Origin of the sequence: Kitasatospora sp. NPDC127060 (genome assembly GCF_042724935.1) — a bacterium.
GTDB lineage: Bacteria > Actinomycetota > Actinomycetes > Streptomycetales > Streptomycetaceae > Kitasatospora.
The window spans coordinates 14,283-29,915 of record NZ_JBHXEG010000060.1 but is presented as its reverse complement, the minus strand read 5'-3'; the positions used below and the strand labels follow the sequence as shown (position 1 = coordinate 29,915).

Below are 15,633 nucleotides of genomic sequence, written 5' to 3'. Positions count from 1 at the left end.
GAGTGTTGCCGGGCTGTTGCAGGGGGAGTGGTGTGGGTCACGGTGGGGCGGGGTGGTTCGTGGTCGGATGGTCGGATGGGTGACTTCGAGAGGGCCGGGGCGTTGCGAGTGCGGCAGGGGGTGGCCGGGGTGGCGGCCGGGGTGCTGCTGGTGGGGTGCGGGAGCCAGGTGGTGGGGGCGGCCGGGGGGCCTTCGGCGTCCGGGAGTGCCGGGCCGTGCGGGGTGGTGTCGGCCTCGCCGACGGCGGTGGCGGAGGACGGGGTGCGGATCACGGCGGTGAACCGGGCGTGCGCCGCGTACGAGGTGACCAACAGGGGTGGCGAGGAGTCGGACATCACGGTGGTGTTCAGCCGGACGGGGGCGTCCGGGGGCGCGATGGAGAACGTGACCAGGACGGTGGAGGGGCTGGCGCCGGGGGCGACCGAGCAGGGGAGGGTCGAACTGGAGCGGACCGCACCGGGGTTGAAGGTCCTCAAGGTGCGCAGCGTGCCGAGCGCCGAGGCCTCGCGGACGGGCGGTCCGTGCCCGGCCTCCGGGGTACGGGTGAGTGTGGACGACGGGGACGCGGCGATGGGGCTGCGCGTGGTCGGGCTGCACCTGCGCAACTGCGGGACGGCCACGGTGACCGTCAACGGCTACCCGGAGCTGCAACTGCTCGACCTGGCGCACCAGCCGGTGGACGGGGTGCGGATCCTGCGCGGCGGTGCCCAGATCGCGAGCGGGACCGGTGCGGACGAGCCGCCGCGGGCGATCGCGCTGGAGCCGGGGGAGGGCGCCCGCAGCTCGCTGGTGTGGCGCAACACCAGCGAGGCGGGAGCGGGCGACCCGGCGAACGCCCCGTACGTCCGGGTGCGCGTGGCGCCGGGGGCCGCGCCCGTGATGGTCGTTCCGGAGCTGGACCTGGGCACCACCGGGCGGCTGGGGGTCGGCGCCTGGGTCGGGGACGACGGGCAGCCGCCGGCGACCAGGCCGCCGGTGGGCTGATCAGCCCACCGGAGCGAGGTCGATGATCACCTTGCCGGGGAAGTCCGTCACCTCCGCCGCGATGTCCGTGATCTGCCGGGGAAAGGCCGCCAGGCCGATCCGGTGGGAGGTCAGCTTCTCCAGCGGGAAGGCGTGCGGGTGTCGGGCGCGCAGCCGGAAGCCCTCCTCGTAGTCCTCGCGGCGGCAGCCGTAGGCGCCCGCGATGCGCAGCCACTTGCCGTGGTGCTCGACCGGCTCGATCAGTTCCCGGCGGCGGATGGCGTCGACGTCGGCCCGGCCGGGCGGGAAGGTGTCGCCCTTGCGGGTGCCGCCGTACACGAGCAGGACGGCGCCGTCGGCGGCCAGGTCGGCGGCGGTGTCCAGGAGTTCGGTGGTGGCGATGGTGGGGGCGACGATCACGAGGTCGAACCGCCCCCGGTGCCGCTCGGCCCGGGCGTCGGTGAGCGGGTGGATCTCGTCCTCGGCGAGCAGGCCCTGCTGCCGGGCGAAGGCTCGGCGGGCCTCGCCGCGGTTGAAGACGGCGAGCGAGGCGGCGCCCAGGTGCCGGGCGTACAGGGCGAAGGTCAGCCCGGCGCAGCCGGCACCGAGGACCGCGACGCGCCGGCCGCGGAGGTCGGCGAGGTCGGTCAGTTGGAGGACCTTGCGCAGCGCGTGCACGATGCAGGCGAAGGGTTCGGGCATCCAGACGTCCGCCCGGATGTCCGCCTCGGGGACGCGCACCACGGCCTGGTCCAGCTGGGCCTCGGTGCCGTGGACGAAGACGTACTCGGCGAAGCCGGTGGTGCGGGTGGGGGTGATGTTGGGGTTGAGGGTGACGAGTTCGCCCTCCCGGAAGCCGGTGCGGGCGCCGGCGAAGGCGACGGTGCCGACGAGTTCGTGGCCGAAGAGCGGGCCGCGGTCCTCCGGGACGTCGCGCGAGCCGAGGATCTCCTTGGCGTCGGCGCGGCAGATCCCCAGGTGGCTGGGCTTGATGAGGACGGTGTCGGCGCGCAGCGCGTCGTACGGGAAGGGACGGGCGCCGAGGCTGACCACGCCGTCCCGGAGGGTGGTCGTGACGTACTCGGCCGGGAGGTTCGGCACTTCGGCTCCTCAGGGGTGCGAGGCGGATGCGTGGAGGGTGCGGGCGCGGTGGAGGTCCCGGGCGAGGCGGGCGGGGTCGCCGTCGCGGTAGTCGTTCTCCAGGACCAGCGCCTCGGGGGTGAACCCGTGCGCGGCGAGGGCGGCGAGCGCCTCCCGGACGGGGCCGTCCCCGTCGCCGAGGAGGCCCTGGGTGACGCTGCCGCCGGTGCCGTCCTTGAGGTGCACCTGGGGTGCGAGCCAGGGGTGGACGGCCTCGACCAGGGCCACCGCGTCGACCCCGGCGACCCGGGGGTTGTAGGTGTCCAGCAGCAGCCGGAAGCCGTCCGCCGCGACCCGCTCGACCAGGTCGCGGGCGCGGAGCGGGTCGAGGTCGTTCTCGTTGGCCAGCAGCAGTCCGCGGGCCCGGGCCTCCGCCGCCGCCCAGGCCAGTACGGTGGCCGTCCGCGCCAGCTCCGGGCGGTCGGTGATGGCGCTGCGGCGGAAACTCGGCACGAAGGCCAGCGGTGCGCCGAGTGCCTGGGCGGCGTCCAGCACCCGGATCAGCACGTGGCGGGCCCGCAGTGCGTCCTGACTGCCGGTCGGGGCGTGCAGCCCGATGTCGTTGAGGGTGTTGCCGGCCACGGCGAGCGGACGCACCCCGTGGCGGGCGCAGGCGTCCAGGATCCGTTCGAGGGTGCCCGGCGCGTCGAGCCACGGCCCCCGGCCGGGGCCGCCGAGGTCGAGCTGGAGGCCGTCGGCCCCCGCCCGGTGGGCCAGTTCGACGGCGTCGACGTGGCCTGCGGGCAGCCGCCAGCCGGCCGGTCCGAACAGCGGGGCGGCGGTCACGATCCGGCACCGGCGGGGACGGGGCGGCTCTGCGAGACCGGCAGCCGCTCGCTCACCGGGGACCAGCCGCCCTCGGCGTCGACCACCAGGTGGGCGCCGTGCAGTCCGGCCCCGGCCGTCGCGGCCAGCTCCCGGGCGAGCGGGGCGAAGCTCGCCGGGCGCATGTAGGCGCTGTAGTCGAAGCCGTCGGGGCGCCGGCGCCGGATGCCGGGGGTGTCGACCATGCCGGCCGGCAGGGCCTGGACGATCCGCAGGGCCTCGGTGCCGGGCGCCCCAGGGCACTCCTCCTGGGCGACGGAGTCGAGCAGGGCCGCCGCGGCGGCCTTGGTGGCGGCGTAGCCGGAGCGCCCCGGGCCGGCGTTGTAGACCACCTCGGAGGAGACCCCGAGGAAGACCCCGGGGCGGTCGGTGCGGCGCAGCGCGGGGATGGTCCAGGAGACGGTCAGCCACAGGCCGTTGAGGTTGACGTCGAGCTGGCGGCGCCACTCGGCCTCGGTGCACTCCCGGAAGAGCGTCCGCCGGTCGCCGTAGTGGACCGCCGAGTAGCAGACGGCGTGCAGCGGTTCGGCGGCGGCGAGCGAGAGGTGCTCGGCGACCCGGTCGGGGTCGGTGAGGTCGGTGGCCGCCCAGCGCAGCAGATCGGCCCCGGGCCCGGCGGGCCGGGAGCGGCTGAGCACTGTGACGTCGAGCCCCTCGGCGGCCCAGGCGTCGGCGACACCCCGGCCGATGCCGGTGGACCCGCCGACCACCAGGGCGCGGCGGCGGTTGCGGTCAGGTGCGGTCACGAGGTCTCCAGGGGTGTGGGCGGCGCCGGGGCGAAGCGCACCGCGAGTTTGACGAGCCGGCGCCCGGCGACGGCGCGCCCGCCGCCGGCGGCCAGACCGGTCATGATCCGGGCGGCCTCCGCGGGGTCGACGACATGGGTCACCAGGCCGCGGTGGGTCTCCGGGCGCCGGCACAACTCGGCCGCTGCCTCGGCGAGGTGGTGGTTGCCGACGCCGCGCTGGCCGGTCAGCCGGACCGGCCGGCCGTCGGCGGTGCGCGCGGTGGTGAAGGCGTACGGGACGGGCTGCCCGGCGCAGTTGGCGGCCCGGACGGCGGCCAGGTCGACGCCGGGCAGGTCGGGACTGGCGGCGCCGGGCGGGAGGCCGCCGAACAGGCTGACGGTCAGCTCGCCGGTCGGTTCGGCGGTCGGTTCGCCGCTCCCCAGCCGCAGGGCGGCGGCGAGCGCGTCCAGGGTGGCGTCGCGCGGGGTGGCGAGCAGGACCGCGATCGGCCCGGGGAGCGCCGGGGGCGCCGCGCCGATCGTCAACTCGACGCCGGGGACGGCCTGTTGGGTGCTCCAGGCGAGCCCGGCCGGGGTGTGGTGGACGAGTACGACCCGGAGGTCCGCGCCGAGCCGCTGCCGGGCGGCCCGGACGGCGAGCTGCCCGATCGTCCCGTCGCCGTGGACCACCAGGGTGCGCGGACGGGCGGTGGCCAGCAGGTCGAGGGCGTAGCGGACGGCGGCCAGCGGCTCGATCAGGGCGCCGAGCACCGGGTCCGGTGTCCGCTCCAGCGGCACCACCAGACCGCCCCGGACGGCCGTCGCGGGGACCAGGGTGCGCTCCTGCAGCAGGCCGTCGACGGTGTGCCCGAGCAGGAAGGACAGGTCGGACCGGTGGGTCGGGTTGACCACCACGGGGGTGCCCGGACGGCGCAGGGCGGCGGGGACGCCCTGACCGGCGGCGATCACCCGGGCGATGCCCTCGTGGCCGATCACCGGCGCCGGGTCGTCGCGCAGCCCGCGCAGCATCTGGATGTCGGTGCCGCACAGGCCGGCGACCTGGGTGGCGACCAGCAGTTCGCCGGGCGCGGGCCGCTGGGTGGGGCGCAGGCGCAGCCGTACGCCGCCCGGTTCGCGGACCAGTGCCCGGTGACTGGGCGTCCGGTCGGCGGGGGTCCGGTCGGTGCGCGTCCGGTCGGTGCGGGTCTGCTTGGTGCGGGTCCGGTCGGCGGGGGTGGGCTCGGCCGCCGTCATGCCGGGACTCCGGCGCTGGCGGCGATCCCCGCCCCGGCGAGGCTGTCGGCCTCGCCGGGGCCGGTGACGGTGATCCGCCGCTCCAGCCAGTCGGGGGTGCGCTCGCTGGTCAGGTAGAGGCCCTCGCGGGTGAGGTGGCCCATCAGGGCGCGGCGGTAGTGGTGGCCGAGGCCGTGGACGACGCCGCCGGTCAGCACCACCTCGTCCAGTTCGGGGTCCAGGCAGAGCGCGGTGCGCAGCACGTCGGCCAGCGGGGCGGTCACCGCGTCGAGGAGTTCGGCGGCGAGGCCGTCCCCGGCCCGCCCCGCGTGCTGCTCCGGGTCCACGTGCTGGTCCAGGACGACGTGCTGGTCCGGGCCGGCCTCCTCGTCCAGGGCCTGGCGCAGCGCCGTCTCGAAGCCCGTGCCGCCGGCCGTCAGCCGGCCGAGCCGGGAGGCCGCCCAGCGGGTCGGCTCCCGGCGGGCGAGGGCCTCGGCCATCCGGGCGATGCCGGGGCCGGAGGCGTAGGCGGCGAGGTGGCCGGGCCGACCGCAGTCGCAGTCCAGCTCGATCGGGCGCCCGGCCAGTTCGGCGTGGACCGGCAGGTGACCGATCTCGCCCTGGAGTCCGCAGCAGTCCACCGGGACCCGGCGTTGCCGCTGGTCGATCACCCGGCAGGCGATGCCCGAACTGACGGTCGCCAGCAGCACCTTGCGGTGGGCGCTGCGGTCGGCTGCCGCGGCGGCGTGCAGCAGGGCGGCGGTGACGTCGTTGACGATGTGCCAGCGGACGTCGGCCCGGCGGGCGGTGAGGGCGGCCCGGAGGTCGTACGGCTCGCTGTGCTCGCCCCAGAGCGGAGCGGAGGCGTAGACCAGGCCGGAGCGGTGGTCGAGCGCGGCTCCGAAGGAGAGGCCGACGACGGGCTCGGGGGTGCGCGGCACGGCCTCGCACAGCTGCCGGACCATCATCTCCTGGAGTTCGGCGACGCCGGCGGCGGGGAAGCGCCGGAAGCTGGGGGAGGGGTGCGAGGTGCGGGCCCGCAGCTCTCCGTGGCGCAGCCAGGTGGCCCGGCGGATGTGGGTGCCGCCGACGTCGAAGACGGTGATGCCCTCGGGGGCGGTGGCGTCCGTGCTCATACCGCCGCGCCGACGAGTCCGGCCCGCGCGCCCGCCGTCCAGGAGCCGATGAACTCCAGGGCCCGGCCGAGTTCGTCCGGGGTGAGGTCGTTGGCGAAGACGACGGCGCCGATGCCCCGGGTGAGCGGGACGCGCTGGAGGCCGTCGCGGTGCTTGATCGCGTCGGCGAGCGCCTCCTCCAACAGCCCCTGGGTGAATATCGGGTGGGCGATGGGCAGTTGGAAGCCCTGGAGGAGTCTCAGGGCTCGGTCGGTGTCGTGCGCCGAGAGGTGTCCGCGCAGGTGGGCGAGGGCGAGGCAGACGGCCATGTCGACGGCGACGGCCTCGCCGTGCAGCAGCGGCGGGTCGGCGCGCAGTTCCAGGGAGGGGCTGAAGGTGTGGCCGTAGTCGACGGAACGTTCCAGGACCTGCTCCCACAGGTTGGGTTCCAGTTCGTCGAGCATGCCGGAGATGGCGCGGGATATCACCTCGCTGACGGCCGAGCCGCAGCCGGCCAGGGTGTCGGGGGTGATGGCGCCGACGGTGGCCTCCAGCAGGTCGAACAGGACGGCGTCCTTGACCAGGGCCATCTTGATCACCTCGGCGATGCCGTTGGCGACGTGTCGGGGGTCGATGGTGCGTAGGAAGTGCGGGTCGATCAGGGCGAGTTCGGGCGCGAAGTAGGCGCCCAGGCGGTTCTTGTGGTGGCCGTGGTTGACGCCGGTCTTCACGCCGATGCCGGCGTCGATCTGGCCGACCAGGGTGGTGGGGACGCGCAGGTAGGGCACGCCGCGGCGGTACATGCTCGCCGCGAAGCCGACGATGTCCAGGACCACGCCGCCGCCGACGGCGACGACCTTCTCGGTGCGGCGCAGGATGCCCATCCGGGACATCGCCTCGGTGACCAGTACGGCCTGCTCCAGGGACTTCGCGTCCTCGTCGCCCTGGACGACCTGCCGGGTCGCGTCGATCTGCCAGTGGTCGAAGTACCGGGCGAAGCGCTCGCGGTAGAGGGTGTCGACGACCGAGTCGATCGCGAGCAGGCAGCGGACCGGGCGGCCCTGGCCGCCGCCGACGGCGCGGGCGAGGGCGGGGTTCTCGGGGTCGAGCAGCCCGCGCACCATGCTGACGGTGTAGGCGACGGGTTGGTCCGCGCGGACGTTCCAGTGCAGGCCGGGCGGCTTGGGGAGATCGGCGACCGGGTTCAGGCCGGTCGGGCGGGGAAGTGCGGTACCAGACATGACGAAACCTCCGTGAGCGTGCTCGAGCGGGGGAGTGTGCGGCATCGCCGTGGCCGGCGGTGGCCCGGAAGCCCGTCCGGGCGCGCCGCGGCGGCGCGGGGCAGGCGGGGGCCGGTGGGGTCGCTGCGGCCGTGCGGGGCCGCGGCGGGGGGACGTGTCGGCCGGTCCGCCTGGTGGGATCGAACGCTAGTGCTCCATCCGTATACATCGCAACGTGACAGCAATCACAGTAGATGCATTCAAATGCATATTTCTTACCGGTTGCCTGGCATGGCCCCGCGTTGCGGGCGTGTGAACGGGCGTGAAGCGGCCCCGGTCGCGGGTGGTGGACCGCGGCCGGGGCTGGTTCGGGGTGGAGGCGCTCAGTCCATCGGGACCGCGGGCGCGTAGCGCAGCCGGGCGACGAGCGAGGCGGTGGAGTCATTCAGGGCGGCGGAGTCGAGGGCCTCGGCCAGCGCCTTGCGCAGGGTCTGTTCGGCGACCCCGGCCAGCCGCCGGCCGGCCTCGGTGACCTGCACGTCCACCCCGCGCTTGTCGTCCGCGGCGCTGCGCCGCACCACCCACTCGGCGTCCTCCAGGCGGGCGGTCATCCGGCTGACCGCGGGCTGGTTGGCGCCGAGCGCCTTCACCAGGTCCGACATCCGCAGCGTGCCGTCCCGCTGCTCGGTGAGCGAGAGCAGGAGCAGCAGCTCGTTCATGGAGACCCCGTGGCCGCGGGTCAGTCGCCTGCCCGCGGTCGCGTTGACCTGCTCCATCAGCCGGGTGAGCTGCCGCCAGATGGCGATCTCGTCCCGTCCGCTCCCCGGTCCCCAAGTCTCCATACGACGCGGCCCCTCACTGAGTCCTTCGAAGTCCTTCGAAACGTTGCACGTGTCCGTTCGCCACTGTTGCCCAGCGTAACTCTTTGCGGCAGTTGACCACCCGGGCAGGTTCGTCCATTATCTCTATGCAATCGCATACATCATCCTTGCTGCCTCCCTCCTCCCTACTGGCTCCCTACGAAAGGCTTGGGCCGCCATGCCACTGCCCCTCCTGGCCCTGATGCTCGGAGTGTTCTGCGTCGGCACCGCCGAGGTCGTCATCGCGGGCATCCTGCCCGAGATGTCCGCCGACCTGGACGTGACCATCCCGACGGCCGGTCTGCTGGTCACCGGCTACGCGCTGGGGGTGACCATCGGGGGTCCGATCATCACGCTGCTGACCACCAAGTGGTCCCGCAAAGGCCTGCTGCTCGGCCTCATGGGCGTCTTCATCCTCGGCAACGTCATCGCCGTGCTCGCCCCCAACTACCCGACGCTGATGGGCGCGCGGATCTTCACCTCGCTCAGCCACGGCACCTTCGCGGCCGTCGCCTGGCACGTCGCCGCGCTGATGTCCCCACCGGACAAGCAGGCCACCGCCATGGCCAAGATCGCGCTCGGCTTCAACTTCGCCAATGTGCTCGGCTCTCCGATCGGCACCTTCATCGGACAGCACTTCGGCTGGCGCGCCACCTTCGGCTACGTCACCGCCTTCGCGGTGATCTGCCTGCTGCTCATCGTCAGGTTCGTGCCCAGCGCGCTGTCCACCGAGGGCGACGCGGGCGCGGAGGGCGGGCTCTCGCTGCGCGAACAACTGAAGGTGTTCCGCCGGGGGAGTCTCCAACTCTCCATGCTGATCACCGTGCTGGCCCAGGGCGCGGTCTTCACCACCTCCACCTACCTGGCGCCGCTGCTGCGCGACATCGGCCACTTCGCGCCCGCCATGGTCGGCATCCTGCTGATCGTCTTCGGCATCGGCTCCGTCCTCGGCAACATCCTGGGCGGCCGGGCCGCCGACGCCAACGTGATGCGCGGCGTGCTGCGCGCCCAGAGCGCCCTGCTGGTCGCCCTGCTGGTGTTCTGGTTCGCCGCGCCCCACCAGATCCCCGCCGCGATCGCCCTGTTCCTGTTCGGTGCCGCGGGCTTCTCCATCATCCCGGCGCTCCAGGCACGGATCCTCGCGGTGGCCGCCGCCGCGCCGGCCCTCGCCCTGTCCGCCAACGTGTCCGCGTTCAACCTGGGCAACGGGCTGGGGGCCTGGCTCGGCGGCGCCACCATCGACCTCGGCTACGACGCCCGGGCCGTCACCCTCACCGCCGCCCTCGCCACCGCGCTGGCGCTGGGGCTCTCGGTGGTGATGTGGGCGCGCGGCCGTCGGGAGGAGGCGCCGGTGGCCGCGGCCCCGGCGGTCGCGGAGCCGGATGCCGTCGGGGCGGTCGAGGCCGTCGATGCCGGGCTGGCCCGGAAGCCGTAACTCCCGTACGGTCGCCGCACCGCCGCACCGCCGCACCGCCGACCGTCCACCGGCGGGACGGTGCGGCGGCTCGTCAGGCCCGCTGCGCCGTGCACCGCACGTACCGGGAGGACGAGTTTCGGCCAAGCCGGGCGGAGCGGAAATAGGCCCGGCGGTGCGGCCGTTGCGGTTGGTGTGGATACGACCTTCATTCGGTCCGGGCAGTCCGGCGCACCGCGCCGGACTGCCCGGAAGACGCCCGGCCCGTCCGCCCTGACCGACTCCTCCGCCCTGACCGGCAGCACCGTCCTGGACGAGCTGGCCGAGGTGCTCTTCGCCCCGCTGCCGCGCAGCGACCAGCGGGCCAAGGGGGCCCTCTACCTGCGCGGGCTGATCGCCGCCGAAGGCCGCAAGTCGATCCGGAACATCGCCGCGCAGGTCGGCGGCCCCGAACTCGCCCAGAGCCTGCACCACTTCATCGCCTCCTCCACCTGGGACTGGGAACCCGTCAGTCGCGCGCTGCAGCGCCACGCCGACAACGAACTGCGGTTCTCCGCTTGGGTGGTGAAGGCACTGCCCGTCCCCAGGAAGGGCCGGCGGGCGATCGGGATGTGGGGGGTGGGCGGCGACATCACCGTGCCCGTGAAGTGGAGCCTGCTGCCGCCGGGGGAGCGGGCGGCGGCCTGTGTGGCGACGGCGGCCCGGGTGTGCGACCCGAGCACGATCGGGCCCCGCCCGGTGGTGCTGGACATCCCGGGTGCCGACCTGCGGCCGGTCTTCGAGCGCTACGCCCGGGCCGGGGCACCGCTGTTGTCCGCCGTGCCCGCCGAACTGCCGGTGCTGGACCAGGGGGCGGGGCGCGGCGCCCGTCCGCTGCCCGCCGCCCGGGTGCTGCAGCTGCACCGGATGCTGCGGCGGCCGGTGGAGTGGACGGACCCGGCGACCGGTGCCGTGCGCCGGAGCCTGGTCGGCGGCGTCCAGGTGGAGTGGGCCGGGCTCCCGCTGCTGCTGCTCGGCCAGTGGGACCCCGAGCGGCAGCAGCCGGTCGGGTGCTGGCTGACCAACCTGACGGCGACGCCGCTCGGAGTGCTGTTGCGGCTGACCACGTTCCCGCAGCGGGTGGAGCTGGACCACGCCGGGTCGGCCTCGCACGCCGGTGCCCTGGACGACTACGAGGGACGCGGCTCCGACGGCTGGCACCGGCACATGACCCTGGCGGCGGCCGCGCACGTGGCCCAGGTGGTCGCCGCGGCGCGGGCCCGGGTCCGGCCGTGGACGCACTGCATGGTGTCGATGGAGCGGATGGGACAGGTGGGACGGATGGGTCCGACGAGCCGGATGGGACGCGCGCTCTGAACACTGAGAAACGGACATTTCAGCACATTGAGCGGTTCAAACCTCTGACTTGGTTCTGTGTCACCTCCGTCGGAGGTTCTGACACAGGCGCCCTGACCGCGTCGCCCGGCCCGCCGCCCGGGAGCCATCATCGGACCATGCGAATTCTGGTTGCCGGCGGTGGAGTCAGCGGTCTGGCCTCGGCGGTCGCGCTGGGGGCGAGAGGCCATCACGTCCTCGTCCTGGAGCAGCGGCCGGTGCTCACCGAGGGCGGCGCGGGCGTCCGGCTGGCGCCGCCCGCGTTCCGGCTGCTGGACCGGCTCGGCGTCGGCGACGCCGTCCGGGACCGGTCGCTGGTCATCGACGGGTTCCGCATCATGGACGGCGCCAGCGGCGAACTGGTCAGCTCGATCGCGCTGCCCGCCCGGCACGGCGACGGCCGGGCCACCCACGCGACCGCCCACCGGCTGGACGTGTACGAGCCGCTGCTGGAAGCCTGCTGGGAGCTGGAGGCCGTTCGGCTGTGCGCCGACAGCCGGGTGGTCGGCTACACCGAGCACGGCGAATCGGTGGTGGCCACCCTCGCCGACGGGCGCAGCGTCACCGGTGACGCCCTGATCCTCTCCGGCGCCGCCCGCTCCGTCGTCCGCCACGACCCGCGCTGGTCCGGCCTTCGCGCCCTGCGGCCGCGGCTCGCCGTCTACCACACCGTCATCCCGATGGAGCTGGTCGCCGACCGCTGGCAGGACGGCGCGGCCACCTGCTGGGTGGGCGCCGAGTGGCACGTGGCGCACTACCCGCTGCCCGACTCCCGGTACCTGAGCCTCTCCGCGACCCGGCACCACCACGTCGGCGCGGACCACGTCGGCGCGGACCTCGACGGCGCGGACCTCGACGGCGCCCGGGTGGACCTGGAACACGTCCTGGGGGCCTTCCCGGAGATCGGCTACGCCGCCCGCAACGTGCTGACCATGGGCCGCGACTGGCGGGTCCGGACGGTCCCCGACCGGGCCGCCGCCTCGGGCCGGGTCCGAGGCCGGGTCGCCCTGGTCGGCGAGAGCGCCGAGCCGGCCGGCCCGTTGGAGGCCTCCGGCCTGCACCAGGCGCTGGAGGACGCCGTCGGACTGGGCGCGAGCTGGGACGCCTCGGAGGGCGACGCGCTGCGCTGGCTCGCCGACTTCGACTCCCGCCGGGGCGCGGGCCGGGGCGCCGACCGAGACGCGGGCCGGGGCGCCGACCGGGCGCCGGACGTCCCGGCGGGCTGCGGCTCCGCGCGGCGGTAGACCGGCCCCGGCCCGTCCCCGCTCCGGGGACGGGCCTTCGCCGGTCAGGGGTGCCAGACCGGGGCGGTGGCGACGGCCTTCAGCCGGTCCACGTCGAGTGCCGGGTCGCCGGGCTCGAAGGTGTACGCGTTCGGGCCGTTCCACTCGTTGATCCGCACCTGGCTGCCGTCCGGGTAGTACACGGCGCCCAGCCAGTGCAGCACCGGGTTGGTCGCCGTCTTCCCGTTGCCGAAGCGGTTGGTGACGACCAGCGAGCCGTCCGGGCGCTTCTCCCGGACCTCCAGCGGGGTCGGGAGATTGCGGTCCATGGTCGCCAGCTCGTCCCGGCCGCGCTGGGACGGCGGGTCGAACGCGACGGTCAGCATGCTGGTGCGGCCCTCGAAGGTGACGGTCAGTGCGGCGTGCCCGGGGTCCTGGCCCTCGACCTTCGCCCCGGCGGGCAGCAGCGGGACGAGCTTCGCGAGCAGGTCCGCGTTCGACGGGCCGGTGGCCGTGGGCGCGGGGGAGTGGGCCGGCTTCGGGGCTCCCTCGGCCGGGGCGAGGGTGGCGAAGATCTGGTCCCAGACCGGGGAGGTCACCAGGTCGGTCAGCTGGGTGTCGTCGGAGACCGGCGGGCTCGGCCGGTTGGCGATGGCCGGCTGCCCGTTGTACTCGGTGAACCCGACCCGGCGCCCGTCCGGCGCCGCCCAAGTGACCCGCCACTCGCGGCCGCCCTGGGTGTTGGTGCTCCGCAGCTTGTCGATCACCAGCACGGAGCCGTCCGGCCGGACCGTCCGCTCGCAGGAGTCCTGGGGCGTCTGGAACCCGTCCATGCAGACCGCGGCGGCCTCGGGCGCCAGGTTGGTCCGCTCCGCGGAGAACCCGACGATGCTCGCCCCCGCTCCGTCGTCGAACAGCAGCGTCGCGCCGGTCCGGTGCCTGTCCACCTTCTTCGGCGGCGCGCTGTTGAGCTCCGTCACCGTGCCCTTCGGCAGCAGGCCGCTGAACAGCGCGACCATCTCCCGCGGGTCCATCGTCGGCAGGCTCGGCTCCGGCGGACCGGTCGGCCCCACCAGGTCGAACCCGCCCGGCCCGGCGGCCGCGAAACCGCCCCCGGCCAGCACCAGCACCACCAGCGCGCTTGCGACGGCCGTGCGCCGGCGGCGGCGCCACCGGCGACCGTGCTGCTCGGCCCGGGCGGCCAGGGTGTGCCGCACCGGCTCGGGCGCCAGCTCGGCGGCCCCGCGCAGGGCACGGGCGAAGCCGTCCGCGAACTCGTCGGCGAACTCGTCGTCACTGGGCATGGCGCAGCACCGCCTTCTGCGGAGAGGGGTCGGGTCGGTCCGTTCCGGTCGAGTCGCCGAGGGCGGCGGCGAGGTCCTCGCCCAGCACCGTGCGCAGCCGGGCGAGCGCCCGGCGGCACCGGGTGCGCACGGCCGTGCCGCTCAGCCGCAGCGCGGCGGCCGTCTCCTCGACGCTGCGGTCCTCCCAGAACCGCAGCACCAGCACCGCGCGGTCCGGCGCGGGCAGTTCGGCGAGCGCGCGCAGCAACGTCAGCCGCAGGGCCGGGTCCGGGTCGTGCACCCCGACCTCGGGGAACTCGTCGGTGACGCGCTCGGAGGCGCTGCGCTTGCGCCGGTACGACAGAAAGGTGTTGACCAGCACGGTCTGGACGTAGCCACTGGGGTTCTCCAGCCGCGATATCTTCCGCCACTTGACGTACACCCGGCCGAGTGCCTCCTGCACCAGGTCCTCCGCGAGGTGGGCGTCACCCCCGGTGAGCAGGAACGCCGTCCGCAACAGATGCCGCGCCCGCGAGGCGACGAACGCCGGGAACTCCGGCCAGGGCGGCTCGGCCTGGGCGCCCGCACTCGATTCTTGATCCATGTCCAGGTAACGCGGTGGGCCCGCCCTCATGTGACAGCCCGCCTGGTGTCATGCGTCACGGCCGCCGTCGGGGGGCGTCGGCGCTGGTCCGGCTGCCGCCGTCGCCGCCGTGCCGAGGGCGAGCCAGCCGGCGGCGAGCAGCCAGCCGCCGAGGACGTCCAGCGGCCAGTGCACCCCGAGGTAGATCCGGCTGAGGCCGACGGCGACCGCGAACAGGGCGGCTCCCGCGGCGGCGCCCCGGGCGGCCGTCGGTCGGGCGCGGGCGACGGCCAGGGCGAGCAGCCCGGCGCAGGCCGCCGCGGTGAAGGAGTGCCCGGACGGGAAGGAGAAGCCGGATGCGTCGGTCGCCCAGCTCGGCCGCGGCGGCCGGGGCCGGGCGAAGACGTGCATCAGCCCCAGGCGCACCAGTTGGCCGGCGATCAGCCACAGCACCGGCGCGAGGAACAGCGGTACGGCCAGGCGGCTCGGCCGCGGCACGGGCAGGGCCCGGACGGCGACGGCCCCGGCGGTCAGGGCGAGCAGGTACGGCACCACGGCGGAGCCGAGCGAGGTGACCACCACGGCCGCCGCCCGGGCCGCCGGGGGCCGGTGGGCGGCGCTCCAGTCGTTGGCGTCCCGTTCGAAGCCGTACGGCGCCCAGCCGTGGTCGGCGAGCAGCGCCGCCAGGGCGGCGAACAGCAGCAGCCCGACGGCGGCCGCCACCGGCCACCGGCGCCGGGGCGCCGTCGGGCGGGCGTTCTGCGGGCTGGGGTGGTTCATCGGGTCGGGCGCCCTTCCTCGGAGCGGGGGTGTGGCCCCCATGCTCGGGGTTCGAGGCGCCCGGCGGCACTCAGCCGCGCCAGGGACTAGGGAGCGGCCGCGCCAGGTCCCCGGGGAGCGGAGCGGTGGGCCCGGGCGAAGTCGACGACCTGGCCGGCCATCGTCTCGACCTGCTCGCGGACCCGGGGGTCGGCGTACTCGCCGTCCTCGGTGAAGCCGCTCGCCGTGGTGTTCAGTACCACTCCCAGTGGCGTGGGCCAGCCCCGCAGCGCGTGCACGATCGTGCGCAGGCCGCCCAGGGTGGACGCGCCGGCCTGCCAGCCCTGCGCCACGACCAGGCAGCCGACGGCGCGTCCGCTGAGGTAGGGGCGGGCGTCGTCGCGCAGTTCCTCGACGTAGTCCAGGGCGTTCTTGAGCAGGCCCGACGTGCTGCCGTGGTAGGCCGGGCTGGCGATCAGCACGCCGTCCGCGTCGGCCAGCGCGGCCAACAGCCGTTCGGCGGGCGGCGGCAGGGTCCGGTCCGCGGGGTCGTACATGGGCAGGACGAGGTCGGCGCCGCTGATCGCCGTCACGGCCGCGCCGTGCCGGGTCGCGGCGGCCAGGGCGGCGTTCAGGGCCCGTTCGGAGGAGGACCCCCGACGGGTGGAACCGCCGACACCGAGGATGCGGACCTGACGCTGGGTTTGTGTTCCGCCATTCACCCGCTCACCGTAGAACGGGGGTTTCCACCGCCCGTTCTGTGGCGGGTAATGGAGGATTCCGCAGCGGTGGACAACCGATTACGGCGCCGTGGGCGCGGTTCGGGAGGCGACCGCTAGCGTGGGCCGGCATGGGTGAATTCGCGCGTTTCTCCGGGACGTTGGGGCCGACGGCCCGGGCGACCGCTTCGCGGA

15 protein-coding genes are annotated in these 15,633 nt (G+C 74.9%); 4 read left to right on the top strand and 11 right to left on the bottom strand.

Annotation, left to right across the window (positions count from 1 at the left end; translation table 11 throughout):
- Positions 1-75: 75 nt before the first annotated feature.
- Positions 76-984, top strand: coding sequence for a DUF4232 domain-containing protein (locus ACFWIS_RS28160; protein ID WP_380460000.1), 909 nt, complete (start codon positions 76-78; stop codon positions 982-984).
- On the opposite strand, the gene ACFWIS_RS28155 is transcribed toward ACFWIS_RS28160, so the two are convergent.
- The 7 genes from ACFWIS_RS28155 to ACFWIS_RS28125 all read right to left on the bottom strand — a co-directional run bounded on the left by ACFWIS_RS28155 (position 985) and on the right by ACFWIS_RS28125 (position 8,065).
- Complete coding sequence (locus tag ACFWIS_RS28155; RefSeq protein ID WP_380459998.1) at positions 985-2,064, bottom strand: alcohol dehydrogenase catalytic domain-containing protein; 1,080 nt, start codon at positions 2,062-2,064, stop codon at positions 985-987.
- Positions 2,065-2,073: 9 nt separating this feature from the next.
- Positions 2,074-2,889, bottom strand: a complete 816-nt coding sequence (locus tag ACFWIS_RS28150; RefSeq protein ID WP_380459996.1) for a sugar phosphate isomerase/epimerase family protein — start codon at positions 2,887-2,889, stop codon at positions 2,074-2,076.
- Positions 2,886-3,674, bottom strand: coding sequence for an SDR family NAD(P)-dependent oxidoreductase (locus ACFWIS_RS28145; RefSeq protein WP_380459995.1), 789 nt, complete (start codon positions 3,672-3,674; stop codon positions 2,886-2,888). The genes ACFWIS_RS28150 and ACFWIS_RS28145 overlap by 4 nt, the downstream gene beginning before the upstream one ends.
- A complete protein-coding gene (locus tag ACFWIS_RS28140; protein WP_380459992.1) occupies positions 3,671-4,909 on the bottom strand; it encodes an alcohol dehydrogenase catalytic domain-containing protein in 1,239 nt (412 codons plus the stop codon). Before ACFWIS_RS28140 ends, ACFWIS_RS28145 begins: the two co-directional genes overlap by 4 nt.
- Entirely contained in the window at positions 4,906-6,024 is a 1,119-nt protein-coding gene (locus ACFWIS_RS28135) for an ROK family protein (protein WP_380459990.1), read from the bottom strand. The genes ACFWIS_RS28140 and ACFWIS_RS28135 overlap by 4 nt, the downstream gene beginning before the upstream one ends.
- Positions 6,021-7,244: a sedoheptulose 7-phosphate cyclase gene (locus ACFWIS_RS28130; RefSeq protein WP_380459989.1), complete on the bottom strand. Its 1,224-nt coding sequence runs from the start codon at positions 7,242-7,244 to the stop codon at positions 6,021-6,023. Before ACFWIS_RS28130 ends, ACFWIS_RS28135 begins: the two co-directional genes overlap by 4 nt.
- A 362-nt stretch (positions 7,245-7,606) precedes the next feature.
- A complete protein-coding gene (locus tag ACFWIS_RS28125) occupies positions 7,607-8,065 on the bottom strand; it encodes a MarR family transcriptional regulator (protein ID WP_380459987.1) in 459 nt (152 codons plus the stop codon).
- Positions 8,066-8,261: 196 nt separating this feature from the next.
- Between ACFWIS_RS28125 and ACFWIS_RS28120 the strand changes: the two genes are divergently transcribed.
- The 3 genes from ACFWIS_RS28120 (at position 8,262) to ACFWIS_RS28110 (ending at position 12,115) form a co-directional block, all read left to right on the top strand.
- Positions 8,262-9,518, top strand: coding sequence for an MFS transporter (locus ACFWIS_RS28120; RefSeq protein WP_380459985.1), 1,257 nt, complete (start codon positions 8,262-8,264; stop codon positions 9,516-9,518).
- 174 nt (positions 9,519-9,692) lie between these two features.
- Positions 9,693-10,853: a transposase gene (locus ACFWIS_RS28115; protein ID WP_380459983.1), complete on the top strand. Its 1,161-nt coding sequence runs from the start codon at positions 9,693-9,695 to the stop codon at positions 10,851-10,853.
- 137 nt (positions 10,854-10,990) lie between these two features.
- Positions 10,991-12,115 carry an FAD-dependent monooxygenase gene (locus ACFWIS_RS28110; RefSeq protein ID WP_380459982.1) on the top strand — a complete coding sequence of 375 codons (1,125 nt, stop codon included), beginning with the start codon at positions 10,991-10,993 and terminating at the stop codon, positions 12,113-12,115.
- Between the two features lie 44 nt (positions 12,116-12,159).
- Here ACFWIS_RS28110 and ACFWIS_RS28105 read toward each other — a convergent pair whose 3' ends face one another.
- The 4 genes from ACFWIS_RS28105 to ACFWIS_RS28090 all read right to left on the bottom strand — a co-directional run bounded on the left by ACFWIS_RS28105 (position 12,160) and on the right by ACFWIS_RS28090 (position 15,441).
- Positions 12,160-13,398 carry a hypothetical protein gene (locus ACFWIS_RS28105; RefSeq protein ID WP_380459980.1) on the bottom strand — a complete coding sequence of 413 codons (1,239 nt, stop codon included), beginning with the start codon at positions 13,396-13,398 and terminating at the stop codon, positions 12,160-12,162.
- On the bottom strand, positions 13,388-13,981 hold the full coding sequence (locus ACFWIS_RS28100; protein ID WP_380459978.1) for a SigE family RNA polymerase sigma factor: 594 nt from the start codon (positions 13,979-13,981) through the stop codon (positions 13,388-13,390). Before ACFWIS_RS28100 ends, ACFWIS_RS28105 begins: the two co-directional genes overlap by 11 nt.
- Positions 13,982-14,029: 48 nt before the next feature.
- Entirely contained in the window at positions 14,030-14,740 is a 711-nt protein-coding gene (locus tag ACFWIS_RS28095) for a phosphatase PAP2 family protein (RefSeq protein ID WP_380459976.1), read from the bottom strand.
- An 86-nt stretch (positions 14,741-14,826) separates the two neighbouring features.
- The gene (locus tag ACFWIS_RS28090; RefSeq protein ID WP_380459974.1) at positions 14,827-15,441 is read right to left on the bottom strand and encodes an NADPH-dependent FMN reductase; all 615 of its coding nucleotides are present in this window, start codon (positions 15,439-15,441) and stop codon (positions 14,827-14,829) included.
- Positions 15,442-15,633 lie beyond the last annotated feature (192 nt).

Excerpts from the sequence above, each read along its gene's own strand:
- ACFWIS_RS28160 (WP_380460000.1), top strand. The coding sequence starts at position 76 with ATGGGTGACTTCGAGAGGGCCGGGGCGTTGCGAGTGCGGCAGGGGGTG.
- ACFWIS_RS28140 (WP_380459992.1), bottom strand. The coding sequence starts at position 4,909 with ATGACGGCGGCCGAGCCCACCCCCGCCGACCGGACCCGCACCAAGCAG.
- ACFWIS_RS28135 (WP_380459990.1), bottom strand. The coding sequence starts at position 6,024 with ATGAGCACGGACGCCACCGCCCCCGAGGGCATCACCGTCTTCGACGTC.
- ACFWIS_RS28130 (WP_380459989.1), bottom strand. The coding sequence starts at position 7,244 with ATGTCTGGTACCGCACTTCCCCGCCCGACCGGCCTGAACCCGGTCGCC.
- ACFWIS_RS28125 (WP_380459987.1), bottom strand. The coding sequence starts at position 8,065 with ATGGAGACTTGGGGACCGGGGAGCGGACGGGACGAGATCGCCATCTGG.
- ACFWIS_RS28120 (WP_380459985.1), top strand. The coding sequence starts at position 8,262 with ATGCCACTGCCCCTCCTGGCCCTGATGCTCGGAGTGTTCTGCGTCGGC.
- ACFWIS_RS28110 (WP_380459982.1), top strand. The coding sequence starts at position 10,991 with ATGCGAATTCTGGTTGCCGGCGGTGGAGTCAGCGGTCTGGCCTCGGCG.
- ACFWIS_RS28105 (WP_380459980.1), bottom strand. The coding sequence starts at position 13,398 with ATGCCCAGTGACGACGAGTTCGCCGACGAGTTCGCGGACGGCTTCGCC.
- ACFWIS_RS28100 (WP_380459978.1), bottom strand. The coding sequence starts at position 13,981 with ATGGATCAAGAATCGAGTGCGGGCGCCCAGGCCGAGCCGCCCTGGCCG.
- ACFWIS_RS28095 (WP_380459976.1), bottom strand. The coding sequence starts at position 14,740 with ATGAACCACCCCAGCCCGCAGAACGCCCGCCCGACGGCGCCCCGGCGC.